The sequence below is a fragment of the Dactylosporangium sp. CA-152071 genome (assembly GCF_050936335.1).
In the GTDB taxonomy this organism is placed as follows: Bacteria; Actinomycetota; Actinomycetes; order Mycobacteriales; family Micromonosporaceae; genus Dactylosporangium; species Dactylosporangium maewongense.
In genome coordinates, this window is sequence record NZ_JBNJMZ010000002.1 from 4288332 (window position 1) to 4302450 (window position 14119).

11 protein-coding genes and 1 pseudogene are annotated in these 14119 nt (G+C 68.8%); 2 read left to right on the forward strand and 10 right to left on the reverse strand.

The genetic code is table 11. The features are described 5' to 3' along the window. Positions 1-13: 13 nt before the first annotated feature. Positions 14-1252 (reverse strand): IS110 family transposase, encoded by a 1239-nt coding sequence (locus ACQEVZ_RS59065; protein WP_433376106.1) that lies wholly within the window; start codon positions 1250-1252, stop codon positions 14-16. A gap of 354 nt (positions 1253-1606) precedes the next feature. Here ACQEVZ_RS59065 and ACQEVZ_RS59070 point away from each other — a divergent pair, with 354 nt between their 5' ends. Continuing rightward, positions 1607-3043: an IS1380 family transposase gene (locus ACQEVZ_RS59070; protein ID WP_433359550.1), complete on the forward strand. Its 1437-nt coding sequence runs from the start codon at positions 1607-1609 to the stop codon at positions 3041-3043. A gap of 167 nt (positions 3044-3210) precedes the next feature. Here the strand turns inward: ACQEVZ_RS59070 and ACQEVZ_RS59075 are convergent, their stop codons facing one another. The 4 genes and pseudogenes from ACQEVZ_RS59075 to ACQEVZ_RS59090 all read right to left on the reverse strand — a co-directional run bounded on the left by ACQEVZ_RS59075 (position 3211) and on the right by ACQEVZ_RS59090 (position 7391). Continuing rightward, positions 3211-3510, reverse strand: a complete 300-nt coding sequence (locus ACQEVZ_RS59075) for a transposase (RefSeq protein ID WP_433385648.1) — start codon at positions 3508-3510, stop codon at positions 3211-3213. A 61-nt stretch (positions 3511-3571) separates the two neighbouring features. Then, positions 3572-4552 (reverse strand): annotated as a pseudogene (locus ACQEVZ_RS59080) (IS701 family transposase). Positions 4553-4742: 190 nt separating this feature from the next. Beyond that, on the reverse strand, positions 4743-6035 hold the full coding sequence (locus tag ACQEVZ_RS59085; protein WP_433386218.1) for an NAD(P)/FAD-dependent oxidoreductase: 1293 nt from the start codon (positions 6033-6035) through the stop codon (positions 4743-4745). A gap of 294 nt (positions 6036-6329) precedes the next feature. After that, a complete protein-coding gene (locus ACQEVZ_RS59090; protein ID WP_433385651.1) occupies positions 6330-7391 on the reverse strand; it encodes a glucose-1-phosphate thymidylyltransferase in 1062 nt (353 codons plus the stop codon). A 765-nt stretch (positions 7392-8156) separates the two neighbouring features. On the opposite strand from ACQEVZ_RS59090, the gene ACQEVZ_RS59095 reads away from it, so the two are divergent. Beyond that, a complete protein-coding gene (locus ACQEVZ_RS59095; protein ID WP_433385654.1) occupies positions 8157-9029 on the forward strand; it encodes a dihydrofolate reductase family protein in 873 nt (290 codons plus the stop codon). Positions 9030-9136: 107 nt separating this feature from the next. On the opposite strand, the gene ACQEVZ_RS59100 is transcribed toward ACQEVZ_RS59095, so the two are convergent. The 5 genes from ACQEVZ_RS59100 to ACQEVZ_RS59120 form a co-directional block, all read right to left on the reverse strand. Next, positions 9137-9664 carry an NUDIX hydrolase gene (locus ACQEVZ_RS59100; RefSeq protein WP_433385657.1) on the reverse strand — a complete coding sequence of 176 codons (528 nt, stop codon included), beginning with the start codon at positions 9662-9664 and terminating at the stop codon, positions 9137-9139. Between the two features lie 149 nt (positions 9665-9813). After that, positions 9814-10455, reverse strand: a complete 642-nt coding sequence (locus ACQEVZ_RS59105; RefSeq protein WP_433385660.1) for a MerR family transcriptional regulator — start codon at positions 10453-10455, stop codon at positions 9814-9816. 218 nt (positions 10456-10673) lie between these two features. Further along, positions 10674-11489, reverse strand: coding sequence for a TIGR03084 family metal-binding protein (locus ACQEVZ_RS59110; protein WP_433385663.1), 816 nt, complete (start codon positions 11487-11489; stop codon positions 10674-10676). A 199-nt stretch (positions 11490-11688) separates the two neighbouring features. Then, positions 11689-13047, reverse strand: a complete 1359-nt coding sequence (locus ACQEVZ_RS59115; protein ID WP_433385666.1) for a cation:proton antiporter — start codon at positions 13045-13047, stop codon at positions 11689-11691. Positions 13048-13198: 151 nt separating this feature from the next. Further along, positions 13199-14062 (reverse strand): maleylpyruvate isomerase N-terminal domain-containing protein, encoded by an 864-nt coding sequence (locus ACQEVZ_RS59120; RefSeq protein WP_433385669.1) that lies wholly within the window; start codon positions 14060-14062, stop codon positions 13199-13201. Positions 14063-14119: the final 57 nt, after the last annotated feature.

Consider the following 14119-nt stretch of genomic DNA (forward strand, 5'->3'; position numbering starts at 1 on the left):
CGCGACCACCGGCTCAGGCTGCCGCGATGGGGTCGAGGCGGACGGTGTAGCCGAGGTTGTTGAGTTGGGTGACGAGTCGTCGGGTCTGTCTGGCGGTGCCGGCGCGTTCGGTGAAGTAGTTGGCGCCCAGGTCGTGGTAGGCGACGTCGTGTGTGAGCATGTGCCAGATCGCGATCAGCATCGAGTGCTGAACCGCGACGATCGCGCGTTTCTTACCGCGGCGGGAGGCCACCCGTTTGTATCGGGCCGCGAGGTAGGTGTCCTTGGTGCGGGTGACCGCCAACGCGGCCTCACCGAGCGCGGCTCGCAGCGCGGCGTTGCCGTTGCGGGTCTTGCCGGACAGTTGCTTGCCGGCGGACTCGTTGTTACCTGGACACACCGCTGCCCACGAGGCCAGATGGCCGGCCGACGGGAACACCGACATCGTGACACCGATCTCGGCGATGACCACCTCGGCGATGCGGGTGCTGATCCCGGGGATCGTGGCGAGCAGGTCGGCTTGACGACGCATCGGCGTGATGTGGTCGCTGATCCGCGCCGAGATCCGCTCCACGGTCAGGGCCGCGGCGTCGATGCGGTCCAGCATCGCGCGGACCAGGAAGGCGTGGTGGTCGGTGAACCGTCCGGTCAGCGCCTCGACCAGCTGCGCCCGTTTGGACTTCATGCGTCGCAGCGCCATGTCGGCCAGCACCTGCGGGTCACGTTGCCCCGCGATCATGGCTTCCAGCATCGCCCGGGCGGACTTGCCGAGCAGATCCGCCACCACCGCGGACAGCTTGATCCCGGCGTCTTCCAGCAGCTTCTCCAACCGCGCGATGTCCCGCACCCGTTCCCGCACGACCTCGGTGCGGTAGCGGGTCAAATCCCGCAACTGCCGGATCGGCGCCGGCGGCACGAAGCTTGGCCGGACCAGACCGTGCTGCACCATCCGGCAGATCCACTCCGCGTCGATCACATCGGTCTTGCGCCCCGGCACGTTGTGCAGGTGCCTTGCGTTGAGCAACTGGACGTCGAACGCGTCTTCCAACGCGTAGTACGGCGGCTTCCAATACGCTCCGGTGGCCTCCATCCCGACGGTGGTGATTCCTTCAGCGGCCAGCCAGTCCCGCAGCCGCAACAGATCACCGGTCATCGTTGTGAAGGTGCGCACCTCGACCCGCCAACGGCCGTGCGCGTCCGGCACCCGGATACATGCCTTGACATCACGCTTACCGACATCGATGCCTGCGCATCGCACAACGATGACCTCCACCAGCACCCTCCGACTCGCGAATCATCCGAACCGCCCAGGGGCACCCGACAGGCCGAAGAATCTGACTCACGTGCTCGAAGCAACACTGCGGGGAGCCTGTCACGCGGGCACCCAGCGTCATACTCCTTCTCGGGCGCGCAGCACCACGATGGAACGACGTCGCCGGGCGGCCCACCATTTTCTCCCCGCGGGGAGGCGCGCAGCGCCCGGACTACTCCTTCGCAAAATACTGAGCCCTGATCCACCGACGAATTGATGTGACCGTGATGGGCCGGGCGCGACGATGCCCTCGCGAGCTGGAAAGATAGAGGTTCTTGAGGCTTCCATCGTCCGGTTCGAGAGGGCACCGTCGAGGTGAGAATATCGCACGGCGCGACGCGGGTGCGCGCATCGTTTGATGATCCGAATCTGGTGTCGTGCGCTGGTGTGGAGCCGGTGATGACCCTCGCCCAGCGGTGTGACCTGCACGGCATCGTGGCTGCTCGGCTGCGTGTGCCAACGGACAAGGGGTCCAACGCGGCGGGGAAGGTCGCTGCGATCGTGGCGGGCATGGTGACCGGTGCGGACTCGATCGACGATCTGGACGTGTTGCGTCACGGTGGGATGCCGCTGCTGTTCGACGGGGTGTATGCGCCCTCGACGCTGGGGTCGTTCCTGCGGACGTTCACCCATGGCCACGTCCGGCAGTTGCAGGCAGCGTCGCGGCAGTTCCTGGTCCGGATGGCCGGACAGGCCCGGTTGCTGCCCAGCGCCGGCGCGGTCACGTTCGTCGACGTCGACTCGCTGCTGCGCAGGGTGTACGGCAAGCAGAAGCAGGGCGCCGGGTTCGGTCACGCCAAGGTCGGCGGCTACCAGGTGCTGCTGCGTGGCCTGAACCCCCTGGTGGCCACGATCAGCACCCCGGACGCGGCGCCGGTGATCGCCGCGACCCAGCTGCGCGCCGGCAACGCCGGCTCAGCCCGCGGAGCGGCATCGCTGATCGCCGAGGCCGTCGCCACCACCAAAGCGGTCCTGGCAGCCCAAGCAGCCCAACCCGCCACCGCCGCGACGACAGCCGCAACGGTGGCGGCTGAGATCATGGTCCGTGCGGACTCGGCGTTCTACTCCCGCACGGTGATCACCGCCTGCCGCCGGGCCAGGGTGCGGTTCTCCGTCACGGTCCGCATCGACGCCAAGGTCCGCGCGGCGATCACCGCGATCGACGAGGACGCCTGGACCGAGATCCGCTACCCGCAACCGGTCTGGGATGAGGACCAGCAGCGGTTCATCTCCCGCGCACAGATCGCCGAGACCACCTACACCGCGTTCGAAGGCACCCGCCACGAAGTCACCGCCCGGCTCATCGCGCGTCGCGTCCCAGACCTGAACAAGTCCACAGTGGATGGTCAAGGTGAGCTGTTCACCGTGTGGCGGTACCACGCCGCGTTCACCGACAGCCCCTACGTGCTCGTCCAGGCCGAAGCCCAGCACCGCGGCCACGCCATCATCGAACAGGTCTTCGCCGAACTCATCGACGGACCCCTCGCCCATCTACCCTCCGGCCGGTTCACCGCCAACAACGCCTGGCTGACCTGCATCGCCATCGCCCACAACCTCACCCGCACCGCCGCCACCCTGGCCGGACGACCCCACGCCACAGCCCGCGCCGCCACCATCCGCCGACACCTGATCAACGTCGCCGGCCGGATCAGCCGACACGCCCGCGAGGTCACCATCCACCTACCGCAACACTGGCCCTGGCAACACAACTGGCTACGACTGTTCACCACCGCGCACGCCCCACCCACCTGACCATCCACACAGGACAGTCACTCGCAGCCGACGCCGGCCACCCCACAACGACAGACCCCACCGAGACACGGAGCGCACCGGCAACCCGGCCGGTCACCCCCACGCGCCCGACCAACACCCAAGATCATGAACTCAGACCAGCCGAGCATCGAAACCTCATCGGTGGATCAGGGCTGAGCCGCCTTACGGAGAATCTCCTTCTCCAGCTCCAGCTCAGCGACCTTCTTCCGCAACCGGCGCAGCTCCTCCCGCTCATCCGCGCTGACCTGCCCGCCGCGCTCGGAGCTGCCCCCGCCGCCCGCGCCGGCCTGCTCAGCCCGCTTGGCGACGTTCACCCAGTTGCGCAGGGTCTCGTGGTTCACGCCGAGCTCTCGGCCGATCTCACGAATCGTCCGGCCAGGCGACGAGCGGACCAACTCGACCGCATCCCGGCGGAACTCCTCGGGGTACTTCGATGGACGGGGCACCAGGACATCCTTCCCCAGACCAACTGTCTGGTTTCAGGGTGTCCGGTCCGCAGGTGGAACTTCAGCGGGGCAAATTGGTGGCCAGGTACCAGGTTGCTTTGTCCGGCAACGTGGCTGGGTCGATGGTGGCCACGACGAGCCGGGTCTGCCCGTCCGGCCCCCACCAGCCCAGCGATGCGTCAACCGCCCACCAGGCTTCGGTGTGCCCGTCACGGAACCGCCGCTGTACCCGGCTCCACCTGCCGGGATCGTCAGGCCCGTTCCACGGCACAGCCCGGCCCGCGTCTTTCGGGGTATACGCCTCAGCGCCGTACTGCCATGCGCCCCGTGCCGGTTTGAGTGCCAGCACGAACCCCCAGCCGCCCTGCTGCAGTTCCCCGCGCAGCTCGTCATGATCGCCGTAACCGCAGTCGGCTACCACCGCCCGGCAGACCACACCGGCCGTGTCCGCCTCGGCAACCAGCTGCCCGGCGATGCGCGGCTTGGTCCGGAAATCGGGATCGGTGCGCCCTTTCGAGAAGTGCGACGCCGGGGTGTACGCCTGAGCGTGCAACGGATAGTAGACCTGCTCGTCTGCTCACAACGTGGTCACCATGACCACACCGTTGTCGGTCTTGCCGTACCGGCCCAGCCACTGCCGCCCGACATGGGCCGTGCGCCGACCGGCCTTGCGGTCACGGGAATCGTCGATGACCAACACACCCTCGCCGTGCCAGGCGGTGGCCGGATCAGCCTGCAGCAGTTCCAACCGCCGGTCGTTGACCGCACCGGCGTCCCAGGTGGACTCCGACAGCAAGTACTGCAACCGTTGCGCCGCCGCGTGTTGCGCCCCCACGACCGGCTCGGTACCGGCCAATCCGGTCAACGTCTTGTTCCGATCGCGCGGCGCCAACAGGCCACTCAGATACTCCCGAAACCCCCGCCGCTGCGCCAGCCGCGAGAACAGCCCGTCAAACAACGCCGCATACGCTTCCAACGGGCCCGTCGCGGGTGGACACACCAACCGAGCCACCAACACCTCACACGGTCCGACCAACCCCACGACCAGCTGGCCGGCACCGCACCGGGTCCCGATGCGTCGACCGCGCCAGCCGCGTCCTGCCGAGCGACCCGCTCATCGGCTGTCGCCGGGCGCACCAGTAGCCCGCAGGACGCATTCGACTGCGCCTGCGGGCTACGACTCAACGGTGCGCCCGGCTGGATTTCGCCTCGGAAAGACGACCGCGGCAGTGCTAAGCGGCTTCGGCCGCGTGCTGCCGCGCGTCGCGCAGCACCTTCCAGATCACGCCCGGACGCATCAGCGCCGTGGGCGGGTCGACGAGCGCGGCGGTACGCATGAACACCTCGGTCAGGCCGGCGTCCCGGGTGGCGGCCGCCTGCAGTGCCTTCATGTACCTGTGCATCATCAGCAGCATGGGGGTTCGCCGTCCTTCGACGCCTGGATAGCTGAGATTGATGCCCTCCGTCATCTCCCACGCCGGGTCGATGATGCGCCCCACCGCGTCGGCGAACTTCTTCGAGTCCGGCGCGCTGCCGGCGCGAAGCTGGTCGCGCAACGCCAACGCCTGCAGTGCCGACAACGTCTGCGCCTGGGCGAAGACCGGGTTCGGTGTGCAGACCGCGTCACCCATCATGATGAGGCCCTCGGGCAGGCGCGGCAGCAGCTCGAAGCGCCGCCGCATGGTGGTGGGGAACCGGAACAGGACCGGATCGTTGAGCGGTTCAGCGTCGATGATCGCCTCGTAGATCTCCGGCGCGGCCAGGGTCTTGACGAAGCTGTTGAACCCTTCCGGTTCGATCGGCGGGTGGTCGCCGAGGATGCCGTAGGTCGTCAGCTCGACCGTGCCGCTGTCGGTCTTGGTGAAGATCGCGCCGCGAGGCGACTGCGGCGACGCGACACAGATGATCGAGTGGTCCTTGCCGAACGGGTCCGAGCGCAGCCGGTAGTGCCGGGTGGCGTAGCCGAGGCCCATCTTGGTGCCCTCCTCGGCCACCCGGCCGTACCCCATCTGCTCCAGCCACACCGGGGAACGCGAGCCGCGACCGGACGCGTCGACGACGAGGTCCGCCTTGAGATGCTCCTCGACGCTGCCCTTGTCCTTCTGCTGCACCTTCACGCCGAGGACCTGGGTGTTGTCCGGCGTGGTGAGCAGGCCGGTGATGTCGTACTGCTCCATGAACCGGACGTTCTGCATGCCCTGCAGCCGCTCCCGCAGGTGCAGCTCCATGACGGGGCGGCGGGCGGCGACATTGGTCAGCCCGGCCCGGGTCTGGCGCAGCGGCCTGCCGTTGAAGTACCAGCGCACGGTCCCGGCCAGGTCCGTCAGTGGGCAGCCGGCGGCGACCATCTGCGCGGTGATCTCCGGGAACAGGTCCTCCATGGCGCGGGCGCCGCGGGCCAGCAGTCCGTTGATGTGGCGCGCCTGAGGGGAGCCGCGCCGAGCCTCGCGGACGCCGATCAGTTCGTCGCGGTCCACGATCACCACTTCGTCGTACGCCTCGGCGAGCGGGCTGACGGCGAACATTCCCGTGACACTTCCGCCGAGCACCACGGCGCGCTTTCCGATATGGCTACTCACGACTTTCGCTCCCTACTGCGCTTCGGATTGTCTTACAGACATCAGACCTGGCCTGTACGAGAACATTGCATTTCGACCATTGAGATACGCGCTCAATCGCGACGCCGCACTGTTGCCGAAATGTCTGGGATAGTTGTTTCTACAAGGCATCGTCTCAACGTTCTGCAGAGCCGGACAACTTCGCCGTTGCCTGGCGCTCAGCGTTCCTGCGGCATGGCCGGCGGACCGGCGCGATGCCGCTCAGGCGAGTTCCACGCGAGCGTCGGCGCCGACAACCAGCCGGTGGGCCGGGCCCTGGTCGGCACGTCCGACGATCGCGCCGCAGCCGATGACGGCGCCGCCGAGGTGGCCCGGATCCACGATCCGTACATCGTCCATGACGATCGACCCGTCGATCCTGGCCGAGCGCACCAGGCAGTCGGCGCCGATCGAGGTGTACGGGCCGATGACACTGTCCTCCACCACGGTGTTCGGGCCGATGAACGTCGCGGCATGCACGCGGGAGCGCAGCACCTTCGCGCCTGCCGCGACGAACGCCTGCGGATCGACGGTGCTGCTCGGGTCCACGTAGCCCAGAACCTGACCGCGCTGCCGGCCGAGCAGGTGCCGGTTGCACGACAGCAGGTCGGAGACCTGTCCGATGTCCTGCCAGTAGCCGAAGAACTCGCCGGCACGCACGTCTGCGCCGGACTCGACCAGCCACTGCAACGCATCGGTGAGCTCGAGTTCGCCGCGGCGGCTCAAGGGGACCGCCGCGATCGCGTCGTGCACGGCGCGGGTGAGGAAATACACCCCGACGATGGCAAGGTCGCTGGTGGGCACCGCCGGCTTCTCGACGAGTCTGCGGACCCGCCCGTCAGCGTCGACGTCTGCCACACCGAACGGTCGCGGGTCCGCCACCTTGTGCACGACCAGGTGGGCAGCCGCGCCCGAGCGCCGGAAGGCCGCATTGATGCCAGTGAGGTCGCCGTCGAGCACGTTGTCGCCCAGACACATCACGAAGTCGTCGTCGCCGAGAAAGCCGCGCGCGACCTGGACAGCGTGCCCGAGCCCTCGGGGACGGTCCTGGTCCAGATAGGTGATCTGCAGGTGCCAGGCCGAACCGTCGCCAAGGGCCTGACGAATCTGCTCTGCGTTCTCCCCAACCACCATTGCAACGTCACGCACACCGAGGTCTCGAACTCCGGCAAGCACTCGGGCCAGTACCGGCTGGCCAGCAACGGGGACCAGCTGCTTAGGCATGGAATAGCTGAGCGGACGCATCCGGGTGCCGGTTCCGCCCGACAGCACCAGCGCTTTCATCGGTATATGTCCTCCTTCGGCAACGCCGCCGGTAAACCGCCGACAGGTCGACAACCGCCGCCGCGGGAGGCATCAATGGCGCGTCGATCCGCGACGCATTGCCCGGCCACCGCCGGCGCTGCCACGGTCTCGATCCCGCCCGAATACGCTCGCCGGGTGCACGGCAATCATTTCGCCGACCCGCACAATCATGAGTCCTCCCCGCGCTTGCCAGCGTTCGTCCGGGTGCGGCGCCGCACCCGGACGTGGTGGAAGGACAATGAAAGATGTGGTTCGGGCGTGCATTTCGGACTTCAGACTGCCGCCACCATGACGCAGAGTCTTCTCCCCGTGTGCGCTCTACCGTCCCTGCGCTGCGCAGCCACCACCCATGACGCCAAATCCTGACTGCACGGTCCGCACGTCGGCACCGCGCCAGTCACCACACGGGAGTCTGACGCACATCGATGCCGCACGATGAGGCCCGCCACACGCGACACGCCCGGGGGCCGTAGCGACCGGAAAGGTCCGGTCAATGAGACGCTGACGGGCGTCGCTGCAGCCAACGAGCCCGGCACCGATCGGATGCCGTCCGCGTAAGGGACAAGAATGTCCCTTACGATATGCAGGGCTGTCGACCGCACTCACGCAACACCCTAGGATCGACGCCAGGCAATTGCTTCTCCGATCGTGCCGAATGCCGGTGCGAAGCGTCACCGGCATTGCGTCCGCCGTCAACGACGACCGCTCGTCCACGTTCCGAGTTCGCTGACTCAGGAGGTATCGATGCCCCCAACGCCAGGCGCCAGGCAGGCCGCACAGATCACGCCCACGGTTGCAACGCCCGCGGCCAGGGAGACTCCCGCCAAGGCCGCCAGAACCAGCCCCGCCAAGGCCGCTCCGGCCAAGGCCACCCCCGCCAAGGCCACCCCCGCCAAGGCCGCTCCGGCCAAGGCCGCCGCAAAGGCGACCCCCGGAAAGGCCGCCAAGGCGGCGCCTGCCAAGGGCACCAAGGCGACCAAGACGACGCGGGCCGCGGCGGCGACGAAGCGCGGTGGGACGTCAAAGACCCGCACCGTCGTCGGCAACATCACATTGTCCTTCGACGGACGGACTAACGGACCGGGTGGCGACTACGACATGGGGTGGATCGTCCCCCACGCCATCACCGATGGTGCTCATGAACACCTCGCCGAGCTCACCGCATCGAGCACGACCGTCCTGCTGGGACGCAAGAACTACCAGGGCTTCAGCTCCTACTGGCCCGGGGTCGCCGACAACGAGGACGCCGATCCGCGCGACCGCGCCTTCAGCCGCTGGCTCAACAGCACCGAGAAGATCGTCTTCTCGAGCACCGTCACCGACACCGACTGGCAGAACACGCGCATCGTCAATGCCGACCCAGCCGTCGTGGTGAAGAACCTCCGCCAGCAAGGCAGCGGAAACATCGTCGTTCTCGCCAGCAGCAGCGTGATCCGCAGTCTGCTGGCCGCCGACGAACTGGACCGGCTCAGCATCCTGCTGTGTCCGGAGATCGTCGGCGGTGGCGCAACCCTACTCGAGGAAGGCCTACCGCCGTCTGGCTGGCGTCCCGCCGCCGACGTTCGCTCCACCGAAAGCGGCGCGATGCGGGTGATCTTCGACCGCGTACGCGGCTGATCCCGGCCGGCCGCCTCCACTCACTGGGGGCGGCCGCCCGTTCGGCGCGACGGCGCGGACAGGTGCCGCGCGGCCCGGCGGTGCGCAGCCTGATCGAGGCACGGGCCTCAGCCGGCGCGTTCGAGCAGCGCCAGCAGCGCGACAAGTGTCGTGCCGTCAATGATCTCGCCGTCGTCGATGATGCGGCGCACATCGGTGAGCGGCACCCAGGCAACCCGCGCGGACTCGAAGTCGTCGACAGGTGCGCCGACGTGCACCGCGCCCCGACCGACGAAGACGTGATGGCGCGCACTCACCAGGCCACCCATCGGATAGAAGTCGGCCAGCCGCTCGAGTGACCCCGCGGGCCGCCAACCGGTCTCCTCAACGAGCTCACGAGCAGCAGCCGTGGACGGCTGCTCACCGTCCTCGATCGCCCCGCCGGGTACCTCCCAGCCCCACGTATCACAGATGAAGCGGTGCCGCCACAGCAGCAGCACCCGCTCGTTGTCGACGACGAGCGCATACGCACCGTTGGCCGTACGGATGAGCCGATGGTCGAGCCGCCGGCCACCGGGCACCTCGACGTCGGCGGTCTGCAGGTGGACCCACTGGTCCTGGTACAGCGTTTGTGTTCTGCCGACGGTCCACCGCATCGCGCCTCCTGTGGTCGGCCGTGCCCAGTGACTGCGCACGCCCTGAGCCTACAATCTGATCGCTGACGGGTCATTGAGTGTGTCAATACACCGCGGCACACACGGGGAAGCTCAGGGCGCACACGTGGTCGGGCCCGACATCGTGGCAACTACGCAGCCGCTGAGGAGGCCGGCGCCGCGCTGACCTTGAGGTGGTGCCGCACGGCGAGACGGCGCAGGGCATCCAACGCCGCATCGAGCGTCACCAGGCGAAGGATCACCGTCGACCGGCCCGGCTGCGCCGGCGACTGGGCGGGGTCGGCCAGCAGCTCGATCAGCCCAGCAGCGAGCTGTTCGACAGCGCCGGCTAGTGCGCTCAGGTCAGCGCCACCAAGCAATGTGTCGGCGCGGGCCAGGATGTCCCGTTGGAACTCATCTGCCTCTGTATGCCAGCCGCGGCGCTCCAGCATTGCGTCGACCCGGGTGTGCGCGGCGTCGGAGGCCGGCACGTCGATCGTGAGCGGTCTGGACTCACGGGCCCGTCCGAGGACGCCGTAGACGTCCGTCGTCGGCACCGTGGGGTCGTCCAGCGCCCTCAGTACCTCCCGCACTGCAGCGATGCTGAGGTGGCCCATGCCAATCAGGGCCCGGATCAGCTGGAGCCGGCTCAGATGCTGCGGTCCGTAGACCGCCTGATTCGGTGCCGTCGGCGTGCCCGGCGGTAGCAGCTGCTCCCGAAGGTAGAACTTGATCGTCGGAACCGGGACACCGCTACGAGCGCTCAGTTCCGACATGCGCATGGCGCTGGACATGTGCCCTCCTCATCCGTCGCGGCGGACGCGCCGCCGCAGCCCGCACAGTGACTCGACCACCGGGCCGTACGACGGGTCCGGTGACGCCCGACCGCGTTCCGGCCGGGTGCCGGCCGGTTCGGTCTCGCGCGCCCCGGCGGGCACCAGCCGACCAGCAGTGGTCGCCGCTGGTCGGCGCGCCCGGCGAGGTGCCGGCCAGATGCGGGTGGAACGGCGCGTCACGCGTCCGACGTGGACTTCGCGAACTGGCCGGCTGCCCGGCCCTTGCCGGCCGGGCCTCGGTACGCCTGCGCCAATTCGAGCCACGCGTGCGCATCTGCGCCGTCGGCGACGAGACCGAGGTCGCTGTGATGGCGACGGCGGACCGCGAGCAGGCACAGGTCGACGGCGGGACCGGTGATCGACTGGGTTGCGTCGGTCGGACCGAACGTCCACTGCGCACCCGACGGTGCGGTGACCTGGAAGCGGAACTGCTCGGCCGGTGGGGTGAGGTCGTTGGCCTGGTAGCCGAACTCCCACGTGTGCGCGACGAAACCGACGATCCGCTTGATGCGATCGGTATATTGCCGTTCGATGCCGAGCGCGTCGGCGATGTCCTGTCCGTGAGCGAACAGTTCGGTCATCCCCGCCGCGCACAGCACCGGGGCCGGGATCGGCCGGACGAGCCACGGCACGAGCGTGCCGTCCGGCACTGCGGCGAGCGCCGCGGCGCCGGTATCCCGCTCGGCCCGCCACCGGGTGACCAGCGCCTCACGGGGCAGGACGAGGTACTCCTCCAGCGCGGCGTTGACGGCCCGGTCGAACGCACCGAAGCCGCTGCCGATGCGTTGGGTCAGTGCGTTGAAGGCCTCCGGACTGGCAGCGGCCAAGCCGGCGATGCGGAAGACGAAGGCGAGGTGGCCGAGCTGATGGGCGACGGTCCAGCCCTCCGCGGGCGTGGGCGTCGCCCACTGGGCATCGGTCAGGCCGGCAACCATGCGGTCGACATCCTCGGCGTCGGCCATCAGGTCGGCGATCACGTCCTGTGCGGTCACGGTGCAACCTCCGGTCGAGGGTTGGTGCGGAACGGATCGGATGGACGCCTCCAGCCTGCGGCGGTTCGGAGGCCGTGTCGTCTCCGCCCGTGCCCGTGTGCAGCGGCACGTTCGGATGCTCGCCCACCGCCGCCGTCCGGACGCCGGCTCGACCGTCGCAGGCCTCGGTCCGCGGCGGCCGCCGGTGCTGGCGGCGGCCTCAGGGACGGGGCTCGTCGTCGCGATCGGCGGAGGATTGCCCGGACTGCGCTGGCGACAGCCCTCGCCACGTGTCATGGTCGATTTCCCGGAGCCGCTCATCGTCGGTGTTGGCGATGCGCCGCATGGCCAGACGTAGCAACGGCGGCGCGAGCACCGAGGTGGCGATCGCCACCAGTACAATCACCGTGTACCCGGCGACGTCGAGCACCTTGAGGCGGAGCCCGGTCAGGGCCACGATCACCTCGATCACTCCGCGAGCGTTCATCCCCGCGCCGAGCGCCAGCGCCTCCCAGTTGCTCAGCCGCCGTAGTCGAGCGCCGATGTACGCTCCGGTGAACTTTCCCACCACCGCCACCAGCAGTACCACCACGGCGGTCAGTGCGACCTGCGGACGGGCCAGTAGTGTCAGGTCCATGCGCAACCCGGCTGTCGCCATGAACAGCGGGGCGAGGACTGCGAAGACGATCGTGCGGAGCCCGGCCAGTTTCGGTTGCGCGGCCCGGGAGCCGGCGATCAGGATGCCGGCGACGAACGCGCCGAAGACCGGCTCCATCCCCAGCGACTGTGTGGTGGCGGCGCCGAGCAGGATGAGGATGACCGCCGTCGCGACCGCGGAGGCGTCGCTGGGGCGCCCAGCGACGACCGCCATCACCTTCCGCACCAGCAGTCGACCGACTGTGGCGGCGAAGGCGAGGAAGCCGATGAGGTACAGCACCGACAGGGTCACCGTGCCGGCACTGACGCCGATCGTCGCCGCGGCCGCGACCACCGACAGCATCAGCCAGCCGAGGGCGTCGTCGATGAACGCCGCGGCGAGCGTCAACTGGCCGATGTTGCGGTGCAGCAGTCGCATGTCGGTCAGCGTCTTGGCGATGACCGGGATCGCCGACACGCACATCGCGACGCCGAGGAACAGCGCGAACACCGTCCGGTTCCCGGGACCACCCGGCACCTGGGGCACCGGCAGCATGTACCCGATCGCGATGCCGGCGACGAGGGGGATCAGCAGGCCGCCCAGGCTGACGCTGACGGCCGTGGCTCGTTTGCGGCGCAGCATTGCCAGGTCCAGGTGCGTGCCGGTGACGCCGACGAGCAGCAGGACCCCGAGCTGGCCCACCGCGTCCACGAGGTGCAGTTGCTCGGCCGAGCCGGTGAACAGCCGTGCCGTCAGTCCCGGCGCGAGGTGGCCGAGCACTGACGGCCCGATGAAAACGCCCGCCGTGAGTTCACCGACGACGGCGGGCATCCGACACCGCTCGGCCAACGCACCGAGCAGCCGCGCGCTTACCAGCAGCAGACCGATTCCGACGAGAAACGCCAGCAGTTGAGGCGGTGCGATGGGGGCGGGAACCGCCATGGCATGCTCCTCCCGTTGTAGCCGACAGGGGATGAACCGTGCCGGTGGGAGGCAGGCTGGACCTCGGTCGGCCAACGGATCTCCATCCATTGTTCGGTTGGAGCGGCCGCCTGACGCCTCCCGCTGTGCGGTGCTGGCAGGTCCCGGCGCTTCAGGGACGGGCGTTGTTGGGCATGTGCACGACGCGGAGGAAGGCTCGCAGCCGCCAGGGGCGCGGGCCGCCGACGACCACGTCCCGTCCGGCGGCCGCCCGTAGCGCGCTGATCCGTCCGAAGAGCATGAGGTTGAAGCGGGCTGGACGGAACGTCAGGCTGACGTCATACGGGTCGTCCGCCGCCACGACCTTGACCCGAGCCTGGTGCAGTTCAAGGATCGCTGTCGTCGTGTGAGCGGAGCGGAACTGCACGGCGATCCGGTGACGGGGCATACGGACCGCGGCGTTGAGCAGTGCGCCGTAGCTGTTGCGGATCATGTCGACGAGGAACAGGTCGAAGAACAGCCCCGCATCGGCGTCGGGCATCGGCCACGGCAGGCCTGCCGTGCGGGCGATGTCCCAGCCGTGCACCAGCATCTCGTTGACAAGGTGCGCCAGTACCCCCGCGACGGTCACCTGCGCGTCGCCCAGCCACGTGACGGTCGAGGCCGGGTCGGCTTCGCGGGTGACGAGCAGGATGCGCTCGATCGAGGCCTGCATGTCGCGCCTGACCACGCCGATGTCCCGCTCGGTGAGATGCCGCATGACGTGGGAGTTGGTGTCGGCGACGGTGTCGACGTTGGTGGCCGACAGCAGCTCACGCAACCCCGGCACCGGCGGTGGCGGCGCGTCGGGGTCGAGCAGCAGCAGGCACAGGGCGGCGATGGACAGCACATGAGCGGCGGAGTCCGCGATGGACCACTCGGCGGTCGCCATCGCCGCGGGATCGGGCGCGGACCCGACGAGCGAGTCGAAGCGGCGACCGGTGTCCAACACGGCGGCTCGCGCCTGCATCCAGCGGTCGTGCGGCACGGCGGTCATCGGCACCTTCCCATAAAACCGTAGTCGGGGCCGCCTCCGCGACCCCGAGTGCACGAA

Excerpts from the sequence above, each read along its gene's own strand:
- ACQEVZ_RS59105 (WP_433385660.1), bottom strand. The coding sequence starts at position 10,455 with ATGTCCAGCGCCATGCGCATGTCGGAACTGAGCGCTCGTAGCGGTGTC.
- ACQEVZ_RS59115 (WP_433385666.1), bottom strand. The coding sequence starts at position 13,047 with ATGGCGGTTCCCGCCCCCATCGCACCGCCTCAACTGCTGGCGTTTCTC.
- ACQEVZ_RS59120 (WP_433385669.1), bottom strand. The coding sequence starts at position 14,062 with ATGACCGCCGTGCCGCACGACCGCTGGATGCAGGCGCGAGCCGCCGTG.
- ACQEVZ_RS59095 (WP_433385654.1), top strand. The coding sequence starts at position 8,157 with ATGCCCCCAACGCCAGGCGCCAGGCAGGCCGCACAGATCACGCCCACG.
- ACQEVZ_RS59100 (WP_433385657.1), bottom strand. The coding sequence starts at position 9,664 with ATGCGGTGGACCGTCGGCAGAACACAAACGCTGTACCAGGACCAGTGG.
- ACQEVZ_RS59090 (WP_433385651.1), bottom strand. The coding sequence starts at position 7,391 with ATGAAAGCGCTGGTGCTGTCGGGCGGAACCGGCACCCGGATGCGTCCG.
- ACQEVZ_RS59085 (WP_433386218.1), bottom strand. The coding sequence starts at position 6,035 with ATGTTCGCCGTCAGCCCGCTCGCCGAGGCGTACGACGAAGTGGTGATC.